We start from the raw sequence: 19,997 nt of genomic DNA, 5'->3' as shown, positions 1-19,997 counted from the left end.
GCGTTAATTTAGCATCAATGATGATCTTGGCTTTTCTAAATCTCCTCATAAAAAGTTAACAGATTGCGATGGTGGTCTAGTGCCGGAAATTCCCGGTCTCCCCATGGCTGCTCTTGTACAACAGTGTCAGTATCATAAATTACACCTTGCTTTTTATATTCTTCGTACAACTCATCAATACCCTGGACTTCAATCCGGCAACTGGCCGTGCCTGCCAGAAAGCTTTCAGCCCCACTGCAAATTGGATCTGCTACCAGGGATAAGCCTTTATTCTTCCAGCTTTCATCCGAAGATGCCCACAAGTGGATTTCAATTTCGTCCCGGACTACTTTTGCAAAGCCATCGTCATAATAAGGTGCTGTAAAACCTAACTTTTCAGAATAGAATTTAACGGATTCGTCAATGTTTTTAACAGGAAGAGCTGGGATCGTTTTCTTCATTTTCATAGATACTGATATCATTTAGTTCAAGCACAGCACGACTTATTCAATTGTATCGGGGGACATTTTTGGGTTCCATAAGTGCAAAAAACACAGCAGTCACCGGAAGCAGGCTTTAACAATGTTTTGCAATTTGTACACTCGTAAAAGTACATACATGCATCAACAGGCATTGTTTCCAAGCGTCGGGTGCCGCAATGCGGACAAGTAAGTATGGATTCCAATATTAAATTCATAACTGCTTAGTTTGTTTCAACAACTTTATAACCAGTAGCGTCGACTGCCTTTTTAATTTCTGCCAGTGACGTTTTCTTACTATCATATCTAACGGTTGCATTGCCATTCTTATACGAGACCTGAACCTGCCGTATGCCTTTTAACTTATTAACTTCCTGTTTAACATGATGTTCACACCCTTCACAGGTCATTCCCTTAATTTTTATATAGGCTGTTTGGTCTGTTTTGGAAACCGGTTGTTGTGCTTCCTGCTTTTGCTGATAGGCCAGTCCTGAATAACTTGGGACGGCAATCAGAAGTACTGCTGCAAGGGTTACCAGGCTTAAAAACTTTTTGGTTTGCATAAATGGTTTGTTTTCAGGTCCACAATTACATGAGTCTTCGGAAGCGGGTTTTAACTGCTGATACCATGCAAAACCCAAAATCAATACGGTTCCAGCAATAAAATAAGGACGTGCAGGCGCAATCCAATCAAAAGTGGTTGCCAAGCTGCTTGTCCCGGCCACCATGGCCAATAATGGTGTGATACAGCAAACAGAACTTGCCAATGCAGTTAGTATGCTGGCATTAGCGGTGATTTTGGACGCTTTCATAAGGCTACACTTTCTTGACTGGGGATATCAACAAATAGTTGACCGATGATACTGGCCTGATCAGGTATGATCGAATAAAAGATAGTTTGTCCAGTTTTTCTGGTACGTACTAAACTGGCATCTTTCAGTTTTCGCAGGTGCTGAGAAATAGCAGGGACGGTCATTTGCAAAATATCACTCAAATCGCAAGGACAAAGCTCGTTCTGTTGCTGGATAAGATAAAGTATTTTAAGCCGGGCCTCATTTCCAGCAAGCGCATAAACCTGCGCTAACCTGGTAAAAGCGTCTTCATTTTCGTCTAAGGTTTCCTTGCATAGTTGGATCTGCTCTTGATCCGCGAACAAACGGATGCAGCTACTAATTTGATCTGACTCTTTTTCTACATCTTCCATATCTGCCACTAATATTTGGGCAAATATAACAGTATTTAAGTATTTGCTTAAATACTTTTGAAGATTAAAAACTATGTGCAGATAGTCAAACAGAGTAAACTAACTCATTGGCGGCCGCCGCTGCGGTTGGGGCCGGGTTGGCGGACCAGAAGAACCCTATTTCAAAGCAACTGGAAATTGCGTATAGAACAGTGTATAAATTATGCCTCAAAACTAAAAGCGTAGTTTACTAACGCCGTTTTCCGGACATTTGTAAGAAAAACCTCTAGACGGGCATAAACGGGCTATTGTGCTGCATGAAAAGAACGGGCGGATTCATGCGCATATTTCATGGGAGCGATACGATCACGAAACGGGTAAACTATGGGATGACGGGAAAAATTACCGCAAACACGACCAAGCTCGCGAGGAAATCGAACAGCTTTTAGGCCATGAACGCACCCGCCAGCAAGAGCAGCAGCAGACCGAGCGGGAAAAGTCAGATTATAAACGGGAATTGTCCGATCTTTGGGCGCAGGCCAAAGACGGGCAGGATTTTGTAAAACTGGCCGCAAAGGCTGGCTATGAAATCGCCGTATCGGATGACCGCAGGCCGTGGCGCGTTATCACGCCAGAGGGTGAAAGCCTTGATCTGGTGCGGCAGATCGAGACAGCCAGGACAAAGGACGTGCGGGAACGCCTGCAGCCCATCCGTGAGGAGCTGCAGAGCGAAGCCGAAGCCCTGCAGACGGCGAGAGAGCGGCAACAAGAAGCCCCCGACAGGTTAGACAAAAACCGTGAATTGTCGGACAGTCAGGATTTAGCCGCAGCCATGATTTACAAGGTCAGGGAAGCCGAGCAGCCGACACCGGAACCGGCAAAATCATACGGGTATAGCTTTACGTTTTCCCAGCCTCTTACCCCTGCCCCCAAAGTTGAGCCGAAGCGATCCGCGCCGGAGCAATCGGATAAAATACAAAATTTGTCTGATAGTCAGGACAGAGCCGCTGCTATGTTGGAACAGTACCGCCAGAAGCACGACGACAGAGAACGCAAATTGAGCGAGGCTCAGGAAGCGGCCAGAGAGCAGACAGAAAAGCAGGCACAGGACGACAGAGCCGCCGAGCTTTTACGCCAGTACAAAGAGAAACAGGCAGAGCGCGAGCGTAACCGAGGGCGCAGCGGGTTAGATTATGACCGATGAGATTTTAAAATACCCAACTTTGTAACAACTGGAGAATTTACAACTAAGTTTACTCCGATATAGTAAACAACATGGAATTAAAACTAGAAGAGCTTGATTATCAAAAAACTGCGATAAAGTCGGTTGTGAGCGTTTTTGACGGCACTACCCGAAATACGTTTGACAATGCAACACATGAGGGGATCAGGTTTAACCAAACAACATTAACATCTGAACAGATCACCGATAATATAAAAACAATTATTCATGAAAATGGCATAGACGAGTCCACGGCCAAATTATCGCCTGATAGCGATTTGTGTATTGAAATGGAGACAGGCACAGGAAAAACGCTTGTTTATATAAAAACTATTTATGAACTCTATAAACAATACGGTTTTACCAAGTTCATTATTTTGGTGCCGTCCGTAGCTATTCGTCAAGGAACATTGGGCGCATTTAAAAATTTTGCCAAACAATTAGAAGACGTATACGGATTCCAGCCGCATGTATTTGAATATGACAGTAAAAGACTTAATAAAGTAACAGAATTTATAGAAGATCAGCACCCGCGTGTTATGATTATGACGTTAGCGTCATTTAATTCGGAAGATAAGATTTTGAATCAAGCGCAGCGGGAAGACTTATTTAACAACATTCCTTACATTGACGCTATCGGTAAAACACGCCCTATCATTCTGATGGATGAGCCACAAGAGGGCATGGATACGGAAAATTCAATAAAGCAAATCGGTAAACTTAATCCGTTAACTAAAATCCGATACTCAGCAACGCATAAGGTTGTTAAAAATCTTCTTTACCGTCTAACCCCTTATGATAGTTATAGACAAGGGTTAGTTAAAAAGATTGAAGTTTTAACCGTCACCGAAAAAAATGACGAAGCATCTATAAAAATAGAGTTGTCCGAAACACAAAATGGCAAAGGAGACCCCAAAGCCAAATTAAAAGTTTGGAAGCAAAAAAGCGGGAAATTTGTATTTGAAGAAAGCCAATGGCTGAAAGTTGGGGATAATTTAGGTGAGAAAGTAAACAATCCTAGTTACCTAAATTACACGATTGAACGCATATCAAAGAGTTTAAAAGACCAAAAATGGCGTGTAAATTTTACCAACGGTACGGAAATCATAGAAAGGCAGACCGCGGGAAATGTTGCAAGTATTTGGGCTTTACAATTGGAATGGCTTATACATAGACACTTTTCAAAAAGTCAAAAGTTTGCCGATCAGGGGATAAAATGTTTGTCATTAATCTTCATTGATAAGGTGGCAAATTACATGAGTGAAGACCCGATAATCAAAAATTTGTTCGTTGAGAAATATAAAGCCATTTATCCAGAATGGCACAATGGACAAGAGCCGACGGCGCAGCACATACAAGATATTCAAGGTTATTATTTTGCTACCACGGGTAAAGGTGAGTATACCGATAGCGAAGTAACCATGAAAAGCAATAAAGAAATTTATGAGCTTATTTTGAAGAAAAAAGACGAGCTGTTAAGTATAGATAATCCTGTACAGTTTATTTTTTCGCACTCCGCTTTGGGTGTTGGCTGGGATAACCCCAACATCTTTAATATTGCTACTCTTAACACGGCCTATTCGGAAATCAGGAAGCGGCAGGAAATCGGCCGCGGGCTACGTATCTGTGTAAATCAGTATGGACAAAGGGTTTATGACCCATCTAATGCGGTTGATAATGAGCGAATTAATGAATTAACTGTAATCCCTAATGAAAGCTATGAGACTTTTGTAACGCAATATCAAGAGGAAATCAAAGAGGTTTACGGAAACACACAATCGGGGTCACCGTTTGAGCATACTCATAAGGGAAAACCAGCAAACGCGGTTACATTCAAACTTAATACGAAAGATCACATACAAACGGCTTTCAAGCAGTTTTGGGCAGCTATGGCGAAAAAGACAGATTTTACTGTTGCCTTTGATGAACAAGCCGTAATTGATAAAGCAGCCGATGAAATTAATAAAATTACAATTGGCGATTATGTGGCCGAAGTGAGCAGCCAGCGTATACAGGCCATGAATGAAGATGGTTTTGATAATGAGTACGGCGGTGCTGAAACGTACAAGCTTAAAGCCAATTTTGCGCCTTTGGACTTAATCGAAGAATTAAGCGAAAACACAGGTGTAAGCTATCAGACGATTTTTTCAATCGTCAGCAGGATAACCAACTTTAACCAGACGATAAAAAACCCGCCCCGCTACATTCAGGCAGCAACTAATGTTATCCGCAGGGCTGAACTGGACGAAATGATACGCGGGTTAGACTATCATACAACAGGAGAAAGCTACCCGTTTAGTTTCGAAGATTTTGTCAAGAATGTAGATCAAAGCAAGTATGTTGAAACGCCGCAGAATGGCGTATTTGATAAAATGCTGATAGACAGTGATGTAGAAAGCCTTTTTTCAAAAGGTGCGGATAAAGACCCGCAGGTTATTTGTTTCCTAAAACTTCCGAGCTACTACAAGATAAAAACCCCTATTGGTAACTATGAACCTGATTTTGGTTTAGTCATGAAGCGTAAGAGCCTTAAGTCAGGTAATGAGGATGAATTTTACTTTGTGATAGAGACTAAGGGGACTAACGATATAAACGATACAAAAGCCCTAACCGAGAGCGAAGTTTATAAAATCAAATGTGCTTTAAAGCACTTTAAAAAATTGGGTGTTCCTGTTCATTATGAAGCACCCGTAAAAGAATACGCTCATTTCAAGGGCAAAGCTGATCAAAAAATAAATGCTTTAATGCAGGATTGAACCGATGGAAGACATTACAGAACATTTGCCGCTAAGCCCAGATCATAATAAAGAACGTCTTGAAGCATTGAAAACTATGTTTCCTGACCTCTTTACAAGCGAGGGACAGTTAAACCTAGATGAGCTTAAAAAAATCGTTGACCCTAAGAGCGTCAACGAAACAGAACGCTATGAATTTAGATGGTTTGGTAAGAGCCAAGCCAAACGCAACGCATTTACCCCCAGCAATGCAACGCTAGTTTATGATGAAAAACGAAGTGTAAATCCTGACAAAGCCGAAAACCTAATTATTGAGGGAGAAAACTTGGAAGTGTTAAAGCTTCTTAGTTCGGCCTATCGTGAAAAAATCAAATGCATATACATTGACCCGCCATATAATACAGGAAAGGATTTTGTTTATAGCGACAATTTCACACAGGATAAAAAAGGTTATTGGGAAGATGCTGGAGTTATAGAACAAGGTATTAAAATTGACACGAATACCGAGGCAGACGGGCGTTATCATAGCAATTGGCTAAATATGATGTATAGCCGCCTTTTAATTGCTAGACAGCTATTACGCCAAGATGGAGTGATATTTATTTCCATTGATGATAATGAAGTTCATAATCTTAGAAAACTTTGTGATGAAGTTTTTGGAGAAGAAAATTTTTTAAGGGAATTATGTTGGAAGCGACATGCTGGTGGTGGTAATGACTCGCGATATTTTGCAATAGATCATGAATATATTTTGGTATATGCAAAAGAAATTTCAACGATTGATAAAATTAGAATACCTCTCGATGAAGATGATAAGAAAGAGTATACTCTAAAAGATGAGCATTTTAGTACCTTAGGTTTTTATAAAACAAAATCTTTTAGACGTATGCGGCCAGATGACCCAAGACCTGGACTGCAATATTCTATTTTGTGCCCTGATGGAAGCACTATTTTTGATGAGTGGAAATGGGAGGAAGATAATTTTAAAAAAGGCCTTTCTAATAATAAGATAATTATCAAAAAAGATTCTACTGGGAAATGGGCAGTTGAATACAAAATCTATCTTAATAATGGTGATGAAGATGAGAGAATGAAAGTTCCTCGCTCTCTTTTGATTGATATAGAAAGAAATAGTGAAGGGAAAAAACAGCTAAAATCTGTTTTAGAAAAGTCAGATATTTTCAATAACCCTAAACCAGTTGGTTTATTAAAATTATTAATAAACATTTCAGGTGCTAATGATGGCGACATTATTCTTGATTTTTTTGGTGGGTCTGGCTCTACGGCGCAGGCAGTTCTGGAACTCAATCAAGAAGAAGAAGGTACTCGTAAGTTTATTTTAATCCAGATTCCAGAAGCGACAGATAAAAAATCGGAAGCTTATAAAGCAGAATATAGAAAAATATCGGATATAACTATTGATCGAAGTAAGCGAGTAGTTGAGAGAATTATTAAAGATCAGGATGGGAAATCACTTGATATATTCAATAAAAATGAAGATAAAAATGGGCTTGGTTTTAAAGTTTTTAAGCTTATAAAATCTAAATTCCCACGTGTAGAGTGGGCGCCAGAGACAGATAAAACAGAGACAGAAAATATAGAATCTCTAAAAAAATATATTACGGAGAAAGAAGCGCAGTTGGTTACCTTATTCAATAGGGATGAACTTACAACCGAGATTCTTTTGAAGAAAGGGTTCAATTTGAACTATTCCACAGTTAGGCAAAGTCAGTTTACCGCAAATGAGGTCTATTTGGCAGCAGATGGTAACAAAGAAGCCTTCGTTTGTCTGGATGCTCCGCTAATGGATGAGACGGTTGAATATTTGAAAGATAACACGGATAAAATTTTTATTTGTTTAGAGAGAGCATTAGACACTACAAAAAAGTGGAATTTAAAGCATTATCTTGGGGATAAAATGCAGGCTTTTTAAATATGATTCTAACACCTTTAACAATAAATTGCCAAATTCCTCCTAATGCGAGGTATTCAGCTAGACAATTTAGGATTATACAATGTACTCTTGAAAGGGGAACGCCTGAATATGAAGATATCTTAGAGCGATCTGGACAATTGGCAAACCTTGTTAATGCTGGTGCTGCTAATAATGCGCAGAGTGATAGGACTCTTGCAAGACGAAAGATTGACTCATTTGGGGGGTTATGTGCGGAAGCTGGTTGGGAGCAATATATAAATAGCTGTTTTACAGATATTGCCTCTCCTACTCCATTTACGGCGGCATCTGTGCAAATAGATATTATGTTGAGTCAGGGACACCTTGTAGAGGTTCGATCTTCGTTCCCTCGGAATGGTGTGAAGTTTGCCCTATGTAACACAGCAGCGAATTTTAAAAATATTGGTCCTTATTCTAATAGTATAAAGGCTGGCGAAATTCAGAAGAACATGTATTTGGCAGTCCTTTTCGACACTCCAAAAGCGAATTTATTGACAGAAGATGTAGTTACATTTTCATTGGTGGGTGGGTCAACGTGGGATATGATGATGAATCAAGGTTCAAACGTTACATTAACGCCTTGGGACGATGACTCATTTGCCCAGCAAAGTACATACCGCGTAGTTTTTCTTAATAATGCCCTTGATACCTTTCAGGTGATTAATCAGATTGAGCAAATGGGATATGAAAGGAATTAATTTGTAATTATAGAAAAAGGTAATTTTTTATCTATTTTGTTACTATATTAATGTCCGTATATTTGCTAACACCCCTGCCCTTTTTCTTTTTGGACAGCCATGAAAAAAGCAGTTGCATATTATCGCGTATCAATCGACCGACAGGGCAAAAGCGGGTTGGGTCTGGAAGCCCAGCAAATGGCCGTACAGCGTTTTACGGAGGCGCAGGGCTATGATATAGCCGCAGAGTATACAGAGGTAGAGAGCGGACGGAAAAGCAAGCGTCCGCAGTTGTTGGCCGCCCTCACCCAATGCCGCAAAGAACGGGCAACGCTGATTATTGCCAAGCTGGACAGGTTAGGCCGTAACGTGGCGTTTATATCAAACCTGATGGAAAGCCGCGTAGAGTTTAAGGCGGTAGACAATCCCCATGCAACAAAAGTTATGCTGCACATGCTGGCCGCCTTTGCCGAGCATGAAGCGGAACAAATCAGCATTCGCACAAAGGAGGCTTTGGGTGCTGCCAAGCGGCGCGGGGTTGAGCTGGGCAAGCATGGCCACGTACTGGGCAAAAAGAATAAAACGGCGGCTGACACGTTCGCCCTGGCTATGCGTCCGATCATTGAGGAATTGAAAGGACAGGGCTTTACAACCGTCCGGGCAATCCGGGACGAGCTGAACGCCCGGAATGTTCCGACCTATCGAAACGACGGCCAGAAATGGCATATTCCCAATGTCTACGCCCTTTTGAAAAGAATAAGTAAGTAAGTATATAATCTAATAATTATATACGTGTTGACTTAATTTTATTTTCTGGTATATTGCCAGAAAATCAGAGGGTTTTGCATGATTATATCCATAACAAGTTTAAAGGGGGGAGTAGGTAAATCCACGATTGCCCAAAATCTGGCCGTTTGCTTCGCTCATACCAAATATAAAGTCTGCATTGTTGATGTAGATACTAACCAAAGCTCTTTAAGGTGGTCAGGCCTACGGGATGAAGCGTTGCCCGGTGTGCCGGTGTATGTTCTTAATGACGGGGTTGAATTGTCTAAGAACGTGAAGCACCTTAATGACAGCCACGAGGTTGTTATTATTGACGGAACGCCGTCCCTGTCACAGGTAACCAGTAAGATTATTGTTTTGGCCGATCTGGTGATTATTCCTATCCAGCCAAGCGGGTTGGATATTTGGGCTACAGAGAAGTTTTTAGAACGATACAAAGACGCAGAAGTACAAAAAGAAAGCCCTATTCCCGCGCAATTTTTGATTAATCAAAACCAATCAACAAACCTATCCAGAGAAGTTAAAGACGTTTTGGAACAGACCGAAATACCGGTGTTTAAATCGTCTTTAAGAACGCGGATTGCGTACCGGGAGGCCGTTATAAAAGGTCTTGGGGTCTTTGAGTATAAGGACGAAAAGGCAAAACAGGAGATTGCAGACCTGTTTAAAGAGCTTCAAACCATCATTCGGAAACTTAACAAGAGAAAGTAGTCATGGCAAAGAAAGACACCGGCTTAAAATCCACCTTGTCACTTGGGCGAAAAGAGCCGATAAAGAAAAGTGCGGTCAATGTTGAAAAAACGGAAGCGATTGCCAAAAAGATCAATGCTGATGATGCAGCCAAGAAATCTGGGAAAGTCGTTAGGCTATCGACAGACTTACCGGAGGAAGATTTCATTAAATTTAAAATGAAAATGCTGATGGAGGGGAAAAACAGAAAAGGTCAAGACATTGTAAGAGAATTAATTAGGCAGTATATAAATTCATAGTAAATACTTATTTACGTGTTTACTATATTGAGGATATAAGCATGGGAAAGCCACGTAGCAGCGACAGCAAACAGACGATTCGGATTATCCGGGCGGCACGTGACGCATGGGAAGAAAACCGGTTTGGTGATCTGGAAAACGAACAGACTTACCAACATGCCGGGTTGTGCCAAAACTATTTCCCACGGCGCCAGCCGAAAGGATTATTACCGTCGGAGGCTTGGGAAAAAGTCAATGGAAAGGCCACATTGTTTGTGCAGCCATTGCCGGTACGAAACCCGCAAACCGGAAAGATGCAATATTTAGGCATCCCGTTTGGTCCGGCTGTTCGGATGCTTTTATGCCATATCAATACACAGGCTCTTTTACAGGGGAAATCCACGATTGATATAGCGCACAATATGACCGAATTTGTAAAATCTATCGGCTTATCTGTTGGCGGTAATCAGTTACAGACAATCAAAAATCAGCTTGCCAGATTGGCCGCATCTTCCGTTTCTCTGTCTTTTGAAACAGCCCCGGACAGAACCAGAAACGCAACAACACAGATCATCAAAGAATTTGATCTTTGGTTTCCGAGAGACGAGAACCAGCATATTATTTGGGACAGCCATTTAACGCTAGGAACAGACTATTTTGAAAGTCTGCAAATGCACGCCGTCCCGTTAAATCCCAAGCATCTTGGGGCATTATCTATGAATGCAATGGCAATTGATATTTATTCATGGCTTGCTCACCGCTTACCGCGTATTGATGGGAAGGCCGTGCAGCTTCATTGGGGCGTCCTTAAACAGCAATTTGGGGACAGTTACGCCGAAATGAAGCATTTCAAAGCGGATTTTATTGCTGCTTTGAAGCTGGTCAAAACCCAGTATCAGACGGCCAATATCGAGGTCGTACAGGACAAAGGCTTAATCCTGTACCCTAGCTTGCCGGTCATTCACCGGAAAATTTACCCGGCGTTACCGGGTAAAGAGGACTAGCATGGGCACTTTGGCGGATTTTATTATATAACTAGTTGATTATCAGTAATAATTTATTAACTGTAACTTCCCGACCCCGGAAACGAAATGTGGATAAATAGGTTTTTTTATCAAGGATTTAGGACTTATCCACTGTAACTTCCCGACCAAAGCACTGTAACTTCCCGACCAAAGCACTGTAACTTCCCGACCCTTTACCTATAATAAACCCAATAAAAAATAAACCTATATTAGTAGCTCCACTACGTGGAAAACTATTTACTGTTCAAAAAGAAAAATAAACCTGCAACTAAAAATTTAGTTGATAGTAACGCTTGGGTTGGTAGACTAGGGACGCACCGCGCTTTTTCTTTTTGAACAGCAGGGCGTTTTTTATTTTTATGCCCTAGCATTATGTTTTTTTTTTTTTTTGACGCATGAACGTAGCACAGGCCAAGCAACTCGATTTACCGGCGATACTCGCCCGGCTGGGGTATCAGGAACAGCCTGTGACCCGGCAGGGCATTTGGTTTTTCTCGCCGTTCCGGGAGGAAGACACGCCGAGTTTCAAAGCGTGGCAGCTTCCTAGCGGCCTTTGGTGCTGGAAAGACTTCGGAAGCGGCGAGGGGGGAAACGTCATTGCGTTTGCTAACCGTATGATTGGAAAGGAAACCGGCGATAGAGCGATTTCCGAGGCTCTGAAGTGGCTTGACGGTGTAAATGGTGGTAGGGTAGCGGAGCCCCCCGTACAACGTACCACAGCCCCAAAATCTGGGCGAATAGAGGCCATTCAAAGGGACAGGTTTACCCTGATCGACAATAAGCCGCTTAGAAGCCCCCAGCTTGTTAGCTATCTGGCCGGGCGCAGCATCCCCGCCGAGCTGGCAAAGCTGCATTGCGGCCAAGCGCAATATCTGGACAACCAGAGCAAGAAAAAGTTTTATGGCATCTCATTCCCGAACATCGAGGGCGGTTTAGAAATCCGGGCAGCCACGGCCTACAAGCACCACGTTAACACCGGGGAAAAGGGCATTAGCATTATTCCCGGCCAAGACAAGGAAGCCCCGGCCATTCACGTATTCGAGGGGTTCACTGATTTTTTGTCATGGCTGGTGCTGATTGGTCAGGCCAAGCCGGAGCAACCGGCCATTGTGCTAAATTCACTGTCCTTTGCAGCACCGGCAGCGCAGCATATAATCAGTAAATACGCTAATGATGATTTACGCAAAACAGTAATTACTTACTTTGATCATGACGATGCCGGCCAAAAGGCATTTGACCGCATGGCCGATATTCTCCTGCCTGCCGGCTACACGCTGGGAGATCGTAGCTATATCTATGAGGGCTTTCACGATCTAAACGAGTACCTCACAGAAACGCCGGTGAGCAAGCGGATCAGCTTCACGGCTGCACCGGCTAAATTCTTTGATACGTCGGCCACAGCCGAAGCACGTCGAGCCGCCGACCGCTTGCGCGAAAACTTGCGAAAGCCAACCCTCTAAAACAGAATAATATTTGGTAGTGAGCTGGGACGTTTGACCAGGTGCGGCCATACCTGGGCGAGATCCGGAGCGGATTTTGCCCGATATCCGCCAAGCTGGAGAAAATGAACCAAATTTTATTTGGTTTTGACTTGTTAATAAAGTCATGGTATGATTACGGAAATTCCACACAGGAGACCGCGCCGTGAATGATCAGGAAAAGCAAAATCATGATGAAGCCGCCGAAATGTTACGGCAGTATAAAGAGCGTCAGGATTCTATAAGAGGTGGTTTTAAAACAATGATGCGCCAATATTTTGAAGCCGTAGACGAATACACAGCCAAACACGGGAAAGCCCCGCCGCCCGTTATTTTCAATTTGAACGGGACAACTGTAAAAAGCGATGATGATTTTCCATTTAGGGAAAGATCACGCGGCCTAGAACGTTAACGGAATGACAGACAGAGGAGAGAATAATGTTTATTCGTTTCAAATCCGCACAGCGTACAATCAATGATTTGAAAATAGCGTTGTTTTTAGCTAATAAAAGTTCCTATACTTCTGTTTCTGAGTGCCTGCCAGATGGCACTAAAATTTATGATAACGGAGCATCACACCGAAATATTGTAAAGCACGAAACGCCAACAACATCTAAATTAGAGAGAATGGCCGCGAAAACACTTTATTTAGCTGGTATTGAGGAAATAGCGGGATTCAAAACACGCCGGCTGCTTGAAATGGGTGATAGGTTTGATAAAGACGGGAATTATGTTGGCGAGGTACAAGTGTTATCTTACGGATTTAGCCGCCGTCAAGATATAACATTATAAATCTTTTTGATATTTTTTTTTAGATGTTTGTGTCCATTGGTAGCCGCATTTTTTACATTTATAATGCTTATTATAATGGTCGGTTATTATAATCACTGGTCTTTGCCATTTTATTTCAATAGGGTTGCCAGATATGGGGTCGTATTCTGTTTTAGATGTAGGTATTCTATCATAAGTTTCATTGGAGTATAAATATTCTTTTTCCGTCATTTTTGTTGTAAAAAATGACCTGCAACGTGAACATCTAAAACTATTTATATAGCTAATAAAAGCCCATATAATTGCCAGAACAAAGAAAATAGCGAAAACAATAAATAAAGTTTTCGTATCACCAGTAACCAGCAAAAAATGAATTAATAATATATTCATTACCTGAATGGGTTAGGCGCGGCTTTGTCCTTTATGTATTTGTCCGTATAATAGGGCATTTTATCCAGTTTTACAGGCTTATCGAGCCGCGCAATTTCCAAGATAATTTTATCAGAACTTATAATTTCTGCTGCCGTCATGAGCTTTGTTTGCACCTCGCGTGGCGACCCGTCAGCATTAGACCCCACAAATTTTATATCCATCGGCATACGTCTTTCAAAATATTCTGCCGTTGTGTTATCCATCCCGCCGCCTAGCCAATGTTTTATTGTGGCGTTGCTGATGAATGTTTCCCAATGGTCGCCGTACAGGCTTTTGAGTTGGCCTAACTCCTGCACAATCGGCCACAACGTGACATTGTAACCCCGTAATACGGCAGGGGAGTTTTTGAACTCGTTCACATAGCCCAATTGTGCGAACTCATCGAGCAGAATAATAATTTTTCGTTCGGGGTTAAAATGCGTTGTCAGTGTTTTTAAAAGAAAATCGGTAAACATCCGCACCCACGGCGCATAATAACGCAATTCATCATGCTTGATGCAGATATAGATAATCATTTTTTTCCGGGGTAAATCCTGTAAATTAAAATCAGACGAGGCCATACTTTCGCGCAAAGCATCATCCCCTAAAATATTGATTGCTTCTTGTATTGTACCGAAAATATTTTCTTCCGTTTTGGCCGTTTCTCCTAGTAAAGCATTGTAAATATTATCAGCCTCTTGCTGTCCTGAAAAATTATCATCGTCCCGCATTTCCTTTATAAACTCAGCCCTTTTAATCCCTGTAAGCATGAGTTTTTTATAAACCCAATTCATGGATTTGTTGCCTGTATGATAGGCATAGCGCATATATAGTGCGATATATTGACGGCATTTATTATCAAAAAAACTGCCATCATTGCCGCCCGTTCGGTTGTGCAGCGAATAGGCCAGCACATCACACATTTTTTTAACCTCGTGCGGCTCGATACAGTCGAACGGATTCCAACGACTATTACCTAAGTGGGCAATTTGAGGAATGTGAAACGGATTTATAACGTGAACGTCATAGCCCTGATTTTTAAAATGGGGGGCGGTTATGGCCGCGTTTTCGCCTTTCGGATCAAGAACAACAAGAGACATACCGCAAACAGTCGTGCCGTGAGAAAGCAAAGCGGGAATAATCAGATTAACCCCTTTACCAGCACCAGAGCCGCCAACGGTCAGCATGTGGCCGTGTTCATACCAATTTATATGATTGCCTATATTTAGCCCTGAATCATCGCCCAGACGGTTAAAAATATCCTGTTCCGTAGCCCAGCCTTTAGCCCCGTAAGCATTGCGCAAATCCTGTTTTTGCCCCTCGTGGTGCATATGGGATTCAAGAGTGTCCCAGCTTTTCCGCTTGCGGAAAATGGATATTGCACCCACGATCAGCACAACCAGCCAAATCAAAGTCGGGCTGTCTGTGAGAGAGCCAGCAAAGCCAGCTTGCAGCAGTAAGAATCCATAAACAAAGTGCGGCCAGCGTGCGCCGTTTGTTCTTTTTACGACAATGTCGAATTTAAATAGATAAACGTAAGCGAGAGCGACAATATAAAGCAGGGAAAATAAAACCATAGGGGCAGGGTTAAAAGTTAATAGCCAGCAAATTAACAATTTTCTTTTTTTGCCCCGTAAGACTCCGACCAATAAAAAAGGGAAGCGCAGGAGCGCTTCGCATACGGCGCGCCGGAGAGCGTGCCGCCCCCCGTTAGGGGATAAGACCGCTTGATTTTCCTTGATAATCTAGCCGTTATTATGTAATCTTGTCGACGGATACTAATGGTTACACGCAAGACATGTTTTGTAGCACAAAAACCACCAGCTAGCGCGGGATTTTCGTACTCCAAAACGTCTTGTCAGAGGGTCAGGGCTTTGCCCTACCCCCTGAACCCCCTACCCATTTTTTGCGCGCAAAAAAGAAAATCGACCATGGCCAGACCGACCAAGCCCGATAATGTCAAGCTATCTAAAACCGCCCGTTTCCGTGTGACGGATGCGGAGTTTTTGAAGCTTGAAGAACTGGCAAAATCCGAGGGGTTGAGCCTTGCGGATTTCTGCCGTTCGCGCCTGATGGGCGCAAAGCCGCGCAGCCGAAAAGCCACGCCTGAAAGGCTGGCTTTAATAACCGCGCTTGGAACGCTGGGCAATGTCCGCGCCGACATTAACCAGCTTTTGAAAGACCGACACGCTCACAGGTTTACAAAACCGCAGGACGTTAAAGCGGTCTTTCGTGCCATTGAAAAAATAGCCGATCAAATCCAGACCGATTTAAGCAATGGCAGTCATTAAAGGCCGCAGCAGGGGGAACGGTTCACAGCTTGCGAGCTACTTGCTGCACAGCAAGGAAAACGACCGCGTACAGGTGTTACAGATACGCGGCACAAGCCAGCCTAACGACCTGAAAAAATCCCTTTTGGAAATGTCGCTAAGTAGCGAATTAACAAAGGGTATTCACGGGCTTTACCATTTACAATTTAATCCCGCGATTGGCGAAGATAAGGCCATGACCCCCGAAGAATGGTTAAAATCAGCCGACATTATCGAGAAGCATTTAGAGCTAGACGAGGTTCTTCTTACAAATAGCCGGAAAACGGCGTTAGTAAACTATGTATTTAGTTTTGGCTTTCTCAAAGGCCGTAAGCCATTGACTCCAAGATCCGGGTTTGTGTTGAAGGAGTATTTTCCCAACCGGTTGATATGGGCAAATGGAGCAGGAGAGATAAATTCAAAGTCATTTTCATCTATCGGATATCCTTCCTGGTGTAATTCTTTGATAATTTCTTGTATATAAACCGTGTTCCATACCAGGACAATATTGGTGATCAGGTTCAAGCTCCTGACCACTTTTTGCTGTTGTTCTTCTTGTTTTCTGCGTACAATCCCATCGCCGCCAAACCAAAGATAAAGTCTTAGGTTGTGCAGCTGCTCTCCTTTGATCAGCTGTGTGTTGATCTTTCTACGTAAAGGCATGCTAAGCAGGTATTTAAGGATAAAAATGGTTTTTACCAGCTGGCCATAAGCCTGCAAAACATACATCAGGTTATTTTGGCGCGGGTACGATTGAAGCTTAGAGATTAGCAATGAAGCGGTTACACGCCCTGATTTAATGGAAGCTGCGACTTTGAGAAGTTCGTCAAAATGTTGTTTGAGATAATCAGGATTAACACGACCGGTGAATTTCAAAGCAGGGTATTCCCATTCCCGATCCTTGATTTTACACAGCCGCTGATCTTTTATGTCCCGGATCCTTGGACAAAAATCCATACCCAGCAGATCAAACAGCGCAAAGATTAGGTCCGAATATCCTGACGTATCGGTTGTATGTTCGAGTATTGTCAAATCGGTTTCATTGCCTATAATTTCATCAAGTACGTAAGTGGCGTCCCTTTCGGTGGACGAAATGCTCCGGCTGCCATACTGGCTATATTGATCCGAGGTATGTGTATAAAAGGTAATTCCCTTACCGTAACCAAAATAATTGGGGAGCGCCTTCGCATTCCGGATTTTCCCGCTGGTCGGGAACCGCTGCCCGTCCGAGGATGAAAGTGTGCCCCCGCCCCAATAGCCGCTCAACCATTGTTGATAATGAAAGTTAACAAGTGCATCGTTGGCTTTTTTAAGATTCTCTTCTGAGAGATAGTTATTGCTTGTCCACCAAAGCGTTTGATAATCAATCTCACAAGACCTAGCCAAATCCGACAGAGGAATATTACATCCGGATGCAAAAACAGCCGCATATAAAATAGACTGGTGTTCCTGGTTACGCGGTTCATTTTCCAATCCATGAAGATGTTCGGAAAAATTTATCCATGCATCCACTTCTTTAATTATATCTGTGATGTTGACTTTCGGGAGCCGTTGATTGATTTGTTCCCGGAGTGCTTTTGCTGAAAAGGGTACATCTTCTGCCGGCAATGCAGGCACTACCAGGATGCCTTCTTCAAGCCGGATCTCTCCACCCGCATTCAAGAGCTCATCCAGCGGTTTCAACAGTGATTCCAGCTCTTGCAAGCGCTGGTCGATACGCTCGGTGGGAAGAGTTGGCATTGACATTTGATTGCAAAAATCCTGTCGTAGCAGTTCCCACTGCACATTTGAAAGAAGCAACGAGTTAAAGTCGGCATATTTTCGGGAGATATTGATAAATACATCGCCCGCACGGAGCCGGTCCCGCAAGTTGGCCAGGGCACATAATTCGTAAGGTTGGCGTTGTGGAAGGGCTTCCGGCTGTTGCTGATCGTTTTCAAAAATCAGTTTGTTCCAGGAAGGCGTTATAAAATCAATCGGCGCGTCATCAGGCAGTTTTCTTCTTTTGCCCGTTTGCAACCCGGTCAAAATATCAAGCACACCCAGAAAGCCATCTTTGGAATGGGCAATTTGAAAGTCAATGGTTTTAAGAAGGTTAGGGGTGAATTGTTTTAAGGTTGTATAGTAGTTGTTCAGATAGTATAAGTAAGTTTGCCTGGCTGGGCGAAGAGCAGCCCCGGTTACCAGTAATGCCTCCCTGAGCATTTCCTTTGGATATATTTCAAAAATACAGGTACGGAGCTGATCGTCTGTAATGGTGTCATTGATGATAATACTAACAGTCTGGGACAGGGTTTTCATCGCCTCGTTCTGTGATTTGAACAAGGTCTGCTGATATGTGTCGAGTTGCTTTTTTGATCCGTTGACAATGTGCTCCCAATAATCATCAAACATTTCCAACACCTTGTCATTGGTATCTATCAGGCTCTCATACAGGAAGCAAATTAAAATCGGGTACCGCCTTGTAGCGTTCATCCGCTGTAGATACTTGTTAGAAACATTCCTGGCTATTTGGGCCAGCCTTTTTCTGCGGTTTAGGCTTATTACCGATAAGTCCCATTCATGGACGTTTAATGATTTTAAAAAATTGATCTTTTCCAACGTCTGGTTAATAGCCCTGGGCGTATTGCTGGTGGGGACTTGGCAAAGCCAACGGTGCAAAGTGATGCCGCCGGTATCGTCCAATTCGACTATTTGCGTCAGCCTGGCCTTCATTTCCTCGGTCAGCAGCAAACTAAGCCTTCGATAGGTTTCCTGGTGCAGCTGTTCATCCAGGCTACCAACAATCCTTTCCAATGTCCCAATAGACGGCCTCATAATTTTTTCCTGCCCCAGTTTTAAACACACTTGCCTGAGCAATATCGGCTGGTTGTCATGTTCCATCCCCTTATCGAGCAGCCAGGGCAAAAGCCAGATTTCATCCAGGGGCTGCCACCGGCGGAATTTCAAATATTTTAAGATTACATTTAAATGCTCCGTTCTGGTCTTATCCCGTTGCCCGTATATTAATAACAGTTCAATATCAGAATCCAGTTGCCTACTTACCATGGCAGCTACATTTGCCGGGATCTGCTGCTGCCATTTGTCTGGAAGAAAACCCATGAACCGGACAATCCCAATCTGGAGTGCGATCGCTAGCCGGTTGTGCTCCCCTCTGAACGATTTAAGAAAAATATTGTCCTGCCGCGTGATTTGGAAAAATTGCATCAGGTCATATTCTGATATTTCTGTCGGGACCTTTTCGTAACGTTCACGCTGGGATTGGTTCAAAAATCGTGATGCCATATGAAAATGGGGCTATCAAAAAGGGTATCAAAATTCACCCCGTCTGCAATAGGTTTAAAGCCTGTTTTTAAGCGTTAAAAAGTATATTTGTAAAGGAGTTCCTTTTTGATAAGCAATTAAATGAAAAAACAGAACAATCGGGCCAAACGGGTAGCACTATATGCCAGAGTATCTACTCTGGATAAAGGGCAGGATCCACAGACCCAGCTGGACCAGTTACGGGACTACGCCCAAAGACGAAACTTTGAAGTCATGGGAGAATTTATAGACTACGCTTCCGGAACAACCCAAGACAGGGTCCAGTATAAATTGATGATGGAAGCGGCCAGAAAGAGAAAGCTGGATGTAGTCCTGGTTTGGCGGTATGACCGCTTTGCCCGCTCAACCCAGGCACTGGTCAATGCCATGAAGGAATTTCAGAGTATGGGAATAGATTTTATCTCCTATCAGGAAAATATTGATACCACCACGCCGACTGGTGAGCTGATATTTCATGTGATGGCTTCTCTGGCCCAATTTGAGAGCTCACTGATCAGCCAAAGGGTTAAAGCCGGTATGGCAAGGGCAAAAGCACAAGGAAAACGTATTTCACGGCCAACTATATCAATGGATCGACAGAATGAAATTTTTGATTTGCAAAAGCAAGGATTATCAATGAACAAGATTTCTAAACAACTAGGAATAGCTTATGGAACAGTTTACAACTACCTATCCAAAGCGAAGGATACTCTTTAA

General features: G+C 42.8%; 19 protein-coding genes and 1 pseudogene. 13 read left to right on the top strand and 7 right to left on the bottom strand.

Annotation, left to right across the window (positions count from 1 at the left end):
• Window positions 1-35: 35 nt before the first annotated feature.
• The 4 genes from ACQ4MZ_RS29260 to ACQ4MZ_RS29245 are packed head-to-tail and all read right to left on the bottom strand — an operon-like array spanning window position 36 to window position 1,662.
• Window positions 36-446: a bleomycin resistance protein gene (locus tag ACQ4MZ_RS29260; protein WP_207509719.1), complete on the bottom strand. Its 411-nt coding sequence runs from the start codon at window positions 444-446 to the stop codon at window positions 36-38.
• 20 nt (window positions 447-466) lie between these two features.
• A complete protein-coding gene (locus ACQ4MZ_RS29255) occupies window positions 467-676 on the bottom strand; it encodes a GDCCVxC domain-containing (seleno)protein (RefSeq protein ID WP_083940642.1) in 210 nt (69 codons plus the stop codon).
• A 6-nt stretch (window positions 677-682) separates the two neighbouring features.
• Window positions 683-1,270, bottom strand: a complete 588-nt coding sequence (gene merTP, locus ACQ4MZ_RS29250; RefSeq protein WP_027303351.1) for a mercuric transport protein MerTP — start codon at window positions 1,268-1,270, stop codon at window positions 683-685.
• A complete protein-coding gene (locus tag ACQ4MZ_RS29245) occupies window positions 1,267-1,662 on the bottom strand; it encodes an ArsR/SmtB family transcription factor (protein ID WP_019991102.1) in 396 nt (131 codons plus the stop codon). The genes merTP and ACQ4MZ_RS29245 overlap by 4 nt, the downstream gene beginning before the upstream one ends.
• Before the next feature lie 280 nt (window positions 1,663-1,942).
• Between ACQ4MZ_RS29245 and ACQ4MZ_RS29240 the strand changes: the two are divergent.
• The 11 genes and pseudogenes from ACQ4MZ_RS29240 to ACQ4MZ_RS29190 form a co-directional block, all read left to right on the top strand.
• Window positions 1,943-2,845 (top strand): annotated as a pseudogene (locus ACQ4MZ_RS29240) (relaxase/mobilization nuclease domain-containing protein); the annotation flags it as partial.
• Window positions 2,846-2,916: 71 nt separating this feature from the next.
• Entirely contained in the window at window positions 2,917-5,619 is a 2,703-nt protein-coding gene (locus ACQ4MZ_RS29235) for a DEAD/DEAH box helicase family protein (RefSeq protein ID WP_430851251.1), read from the top strand.
• A gap of 4 nt (window positions 5,620-5,623) precedes the next feature.
• Complete coding sequence (locus ACQ4MZ_RS29230) at window positions 5,624-7,531, top strand: site-specific DNA-methyltransferase (RefSeq protein ID WP_430851249.1); 1,908 nt, start codon at window positions 5,624-5,626, stop codon at window positions 7,529-7,531.
• Between the two features lie 2 nt (window positions 7,532-7,533).
• The gene (locus tag ACQ4MZ_RS29225) at window positions 7,534-8,250 is read left to right on the top strand and encodes a hypothetical protein (protein WP_430851247.1); all 717 of its coding nucleotides are present in this window, start codon (window positions 7,534-7,536) and stop codon (window positions 8,248-8,250) included.
• Between the two features lie 99 nt (window positions 8,251-8,349).
• Window positions 8,350-8,997, top strand: coding sequence for a recombinase family protein (locus ACQ4MZ_RS29220; RefSeq protein WP_430851245.1), 648 nt, complete (start codon window positions 8,350-8,352; stop codon window positions 8,995-8,997).
• A gap of 78 nt (window positions 8,998-9,075) precedes the next feature.
• Window positions 9,076-9,726 (top strand): ParA family partition ATPase, encoded by a 651-nt coding sequence (gene parA / locus ACQ4MZ_RS29215; RefSeq protein ID WP_430851243.1) that lies wholly within the window; start codon window positions 9,076-9,078, stop codon window positions 9,724-9,726.
• A gap of 2 nt (window positions 9,727-9,728) precedes the next feature.
• Window positions 9,729-10,004: a hypothetical protein gene (locus tag ACQ4MZ_RS29210; RefSeq protein ID WP_430851241.1), complete on the top strand. Its 276-nt coding sequence runs from the start codon at window positions 9,729-9,731 to the stop codon at window positions 10,002-10,004.
• A 293-nt stretch (window positions 10,005-10,297) separates the two neighbouring features.
• Window positions 10,298-10,987 (top strand): replication protein RepA, encoded by a 690-nt coding sequence (locus ACQ4MZ_RS29205; protein WP_430851239.1) that lies wholly within the window; start codon window positions 10,298-10,300, stop codon window positions 10,985-10,987.
• Window positions 10,988-11,403: 416 nt separating this feature from the next.
• The gene (locus ACQ4MZ_RS29200) at window positions 11,404-12,468 is read left to right on the top strand and encodes a toprim domain-containing protein (protein ID WP_430851237.1); all 1,065 of its coding nucleotides are present in this window, start codon (window positions 11,404-11,406) and stop codon (window positions 12,466-12,468) included.
• A gap of 184 nt (window positions 12,469-12,652) precedes the next feature.
• On the top strand, window positions 12,653-12,898 hold the full coding sequence (locus ACQ4MZ_RS29195) for a hypothetical protein (RefSeq protein ID WP_430851235.1): 246 nt from the start codon (window positions 12,653-12,655) through the stop codon (window positions 12,896-12,898).
• A 26-nt stretch (window positions 12,899-12,924) separates the two neighbouring features.
• A complete protein-coding gene (locus ACQ4MZ_RS29190) occupies window positions 12,925-13,278 on the top strand; it encodes a hypothetical protein (protein WP_430851233.1) in 354 nt (117 codons plus the stop codon).
• Here the strand turns inward: ACQ4MZ_RS29190 and ACQ4MZ_RS29185 are convergent.
• Together ACQ4MZ_RS29185 and ACQ4MZ_RS29180 are read right to left on the bottom strand one after the other, a co-directional pair.
• A complete protein-coding gene (locus tag ACQ4MZ_RS29185; protein WP_430851231.1) occupies window positions 13,273-13,647 on the bottom strand; it encodes a hypothetical protein in 375 nt (124 codons plus the stop codon). The two genes, ACQ4MZ_RS29190 and ACQ4MZ_RS29185, sit on opposite strands and share 6 nt — an antisense overlap.
• A complete protein-coding gene (locus ACQ4MZ_RS29180) occupies window positions 13,647-15,245 on the bottom strand; it encodes a type IV secretory system conjugative DNA transfer family protein (RefSeq protein ID WP_430851229.1) in 1,599 nt (532 codons plus the stop codon). The genes ACQ4MZ_RS29185 and ACQ4MZ_RS29180 overlap by 1 nt, the downstream gene beginning before the upstream one ends.
• A 354-nt stretch (window positions 15,246-15,599) precedes the next feature.
• On the opposite strand from ACQ4MZ_RS29180, the gene ACQ4MZ_RS29175 reads away from it, so the two are divergent.
• Window positions 15,600-15,959 carry a plasmid mobilization protein gene (locus ACQ4MZ_RS29175; RefSeq protein ID WP_430851227.1) on the top strand — a complete coding sequence of 120 codons (360 nt, stop codon included), beginning with the start codon at window positions 15,600-15,602 and terminating at the stop codon, window positions 15,957-15,959.
• A 315-nt stretch (window positions 15,960-16,274) separates the two neighbouring features.
• Here ACQ4MZ_RS29175 and ACQ4MZ_RS29170 read toward each other — a convergent pair whose 3' ends face one another.
• Window positions 16,275-19,262, bottom strand: a complete 2,988-nt coding sequence (locus ACQ4MZ_RS29170) for a Tn3 family transposase (RefSeq protein WP_138279465.1) — start codon at window positions 19,260-19,262, stop codon at window positions 16,275-16,277.
• A gap of 120 nt (window positions 19,263-19,382) precedes the next feature.
• Between ACQ4MZ_RS29170 and ACQ4MZ_RS29165 the strand changes: the two genes are divergently transcribed.
• The gene (locus ACQ4MZ_RS29165) at window positions 19,383-19,997 is read left to right on the top strand and encodes a recombinase family protein (protein ID WP_019991099.1); all 615 of its coding nucleotides are present in this window, start codon (window positions 19,383-19,385) and stop codon (window positions 19,995-19,997) included.

The organism is Dyadobacter sp. BHUBP1 (assembly GCF_050587785.1).
Taxonomy (GTDB): Bacteria; Bacteroidota; Bacteroidia; order Cytophagales; family Spirosomataceae; genus Dyadobacter.
Note: the sequence above shows the minus strand (reverse complement) of the source record. Positions and strands in the feature narration are given on the sequence as shown.

What these genes read in the sequence shown, in the direction of transcription:
- ACQ4MZ_RS29260 (WP_207509719.1), bottom strand. Translation starts at nt 446, where the DNA reads ATGAAAATGAAGAAAACGATCCCAGCTCTTCCTGTTAAAAACATTGAC.
- ACQ4MZ_RS29255 (WP_083940642.1), bottom strand. Translation starts at nt 676, where the DNA reads ATGAATTTAATATTGGAATCCATACTTACTTGTCCGCATTGCGGCACC.
- merTP (WP_027303351.1), bottom strand. Translation starts at nt 1,270, where the DNA reads ATGAAAGCGTCCAAAATCACCGCTAATGCCAGCATACTAACTGCATTG.
- ACQ4MZ_RS29245 (WP_019991102.1), bottom strand. Translation starts at nt 1,662, where the DNA reads ATGGAAGATGTAGAAAAAGAGTCAGATCAAATTAGTAGCTGCATCCGT.
- ACQ4MZ_RS29235 (WP_430851251.1), top strand. Translation starts at nt 2,917, where the DNA reads ATGGAATTAAAACTAGAAGAGCTTGATTATCAAAAAACTGCGATAAAG.
- ACQ4MZ_RS29230 (WP_430851249.1), top strand. Translation starts at nt 5,624, where the DNA reads ATGGAAGACATTACAGAACATTTGCCGCTAAGCCCAGATCATAATAAA.
- ACQ4MZ_RS29225 (WP_430851247.1), top strand. Translation starts at nt 7,534, where the DNA reads ATGATTCTAACACCTTTAACAATAAATTGCCAAATTCCTCCTAATGCG.
- ACQ4MZ_RS29220 (WP_430851245.1), top strand. Translation starts at nt 8,350, where the DNA reads ATGAAAAAAGCAGTTGCATATTATCGCGTATCAATCGACCGACAGGGC.
- parA (WP_430851243.1), top strand. Translation starts at nt 9,076, where the DNA reads ATGATTATATCCATAACAAGTTTAAAGGGGGGAGTAGGTAAATCCACG.
- ACQ4MZ_RS29210 (WP_430851241.1), top strand. Translation starts at nt 9,729, where the DNA reads ATGGCAAAGAAAGACACCGGCTTAAAATCCACCTTGTCACTTGGGCGA.
- ACQ4MZ_RS29205 (WP_430851239.1), top strand. Translation starts at nt 10,298, where the DNA reads ATGCAATATTTAGGCATCCCGTTTGGTCCGGCTGTTCGGATGCTTTTA.
- ACQ4MZ_RS29200 (WP_430851237.1), top strand. Translation starts at nt 11,404, where the DNA reads ATGAACGTAGCACAGGCCAAGCAACTCGATTTACCGGCGATACTCGCC.
- ACQ4MZ_RS29190 (WP_430851233.1), top strand. Translation starts at nt 12,925, where the DNA reads ATGTTTATTCGTTTCAAATCCGCACAGCGTACAATCAATGATTTGAAA.
- ACQ4MZ_RS29185 (WP_430851231.1), bottom strand. Translation starts at nt 13,647, where the DNA reads ATGAATATATTATTAATTCATTTTTTGCTGGTTACTGGTGATACGAAA.
- ACQ4MZ_RS29180 (WP_430851229.1), bottom strand. Translation starts at nt 15,245, where the DNA reads ATGGTTTTATTTTCCCTGCTTTATATTGTCGCTCTCGCTTACGTTTAT.
- ACQ4MZ_RS29175 (WP_430851227.1), top strand. Translation starts at nt 15,600, where the DNA reads ATGGCCAGACCGACCAAGCCCGATAATGTCAAGCTATCTAAAACCGCC.
- ACQ4MZ_RS29170 (WP_138279465.1), bottom strand. Translation starts at nt 19,262, where the DNA reads ATGGCATCACGATTTTTGAACCAATCCCAGCGTGAACGTTACGAAAAG.
- ACQ4MZ_RS29165 (WP_019991099.1), top strand. Translation starts at nt 19,383, where the DNA reads ATGAAAAAACAGAACAATCGGGCCAAACGGGTAGCACTATATGCCAGA.